3 protein-coding genes are annotated in these 1,323 nt (G+C 69.2%); 1 reads left to right on the top strand and 2 read right to left on the bottom strand.

The window, feature by feature from the left end; all coding sequences use genetic code 11:
* A partial coding sequence (locus ACFWF3_RS36125; RefSeq protein ID WP_379318665.1) for a CsbD family protein occupies positions 1-160 on the bottom strand: 160 nt, incomplete at its 3' end.
* A 124-nt stretch (positions 161-284) separates the two neighbouring features.
* Between ACFWF3_RS36125 and ACFWF3_RS36120 the strand changes: the two genes are divergently transcribed.
* Positions 285-971, top strand: a complete 687-nt coding sequence (locus tag ACFWF3_RS36120) for a PAS and ANTAR domain-containing protein (RefSeq protein WP_379318663.1) — start codon at positions 285-287, stop codon at positions 969-971.
* A gap of 84 nt (positions 972-1,055) precedes the next feature.
* On the opposite strand, the gene ACFWF3_RS36115 is transcribed toward ACFWF3_RS36120, so the two are convergent.
* A partial coding sequence (locus ACFWF3_RS36115) for a hypothetical protein (protein ID WP_379318661.1) occupies positions 1,056-1,323 on the bottom strand: 268 nt, incomplete at its 5' end.

The following is a 1,323-nucleotide window of genomic DNA, read 5'->3' as shown; positions in this document are numbered from 1 at the left end:
CGTCCTTGACCTTCTCGCCTGCGTCCTTCAGGTTCGACTTGGCCTGCTCGCCGCGACCCTCGTTCTCGAGATCGCGATCGTCGGTGGCGCGGCCGGTGGCTTCCTTGGCCTTGCCTGCCAGCTCTTCGGCCTTGTTCTTCGCCTTGTCAGCGATACCCATGACATTCCTTTCAGGCTGTTTCTCGGCCACTCGGTGGCCGTGGGCCGTCCTGGGGACCCATCGACGGCCTACCCGGGTCTGTCAGGTGCAAACAGGCTCGGCGTCCAGGGTGAATAATCAACGCATGACCGAACTGGACAACGCATCCACCGCAGAGCGCGCGCTTGTCGAACGCGTGGTCGGGGTCGGCGACTCGTTGACGGTCGGCCGATTCCGGTTTCGATTCGCCACCCGGCAATGGGAATGGTCCGATGAGGTCGCGCGGATGCACGGTTACCAGCCCGGCACCGTGCCGACGACCGAAATGCTGCTCTCGCACAAGCATCCCGACGATCGTGATCGGGTCGCGGCCATGATCACCTCGGTCGAGGACAGCGGCGCGTTCTCCAGCCACCACCGCATCATCGATACGCACGGCCGGGTGCGCGATGTGCTGGTCGTGTCGGAGCCGCTCGCCGACCTGGACGGGACGGTGATCGGCACCGAGGGCTATTACATCGACCTGTCCGACACCGCGGCCGAATACCGGCGCGAGGCGCTCGACAGCACCCTGCCGGTGCTGCTGGAGGCGCGCATGGTGATCGAACAGGCCAAAGGCGCGTTGATGCTCGCCTACAGCGTCAGCGCCGACCAGGCGTTCCGGGTACTCCAGTGGCGCTCGCAGGAGACCAACGTGAAGCTACGCGCCATCGCCGAACGCGTGGTCGCCGCGCTGCCGACGGTGGCCGGTGACGAGGTGCGGTTGCGCACCCGGCTCGACCACGTCCTGCTGACCGCGCACGAAGGCGCCCAGGTGGACCGCAACGGTTAGTGGCGGCTGACGATCAAAGCCCCAGCGGGGCCGGGCGGTGGTCCAGAGAACCGACCTCCCTGATTCCCTATGGCCGCGGATTCCCTATGGCCGCGCCGCGAGTTCGGGGCGCGGTGACACCGAGGACGCGGTCCGAGCCGAGCCGAAATCGAGTGCCGCGCTGAGACCTCGAAGGATCGGCGGCGGGGGAACGTCGGGGCCCGGCGGCTCCGGCGGAACGGGCACCGGGTCACCGGGACCGGGCGGAGTCGGCGGGGCGGGCACCGGATCGGGACCGGGCGGGCTCGGCGGCGGGGGCACCGGATCCGGGCCGGGCGGGCTCGGCGGGCGCGGAATCGGATCCGGGCCGGGC

Source organism: Nocardia sp. NPDC060220 (genome assembly GCF_042727815.1).
Taxonomy (GTDB): Bacteria; Actinomycetota; Actinomycetes; order Mycobacteriales; family Mycobacteriaceae; genus Nocardia.
The sequence above is the reverse complement of the archived record's forward strand: the minus strand, read 5'-3'. Positions and strand labels throughout refer to the sequence as shown.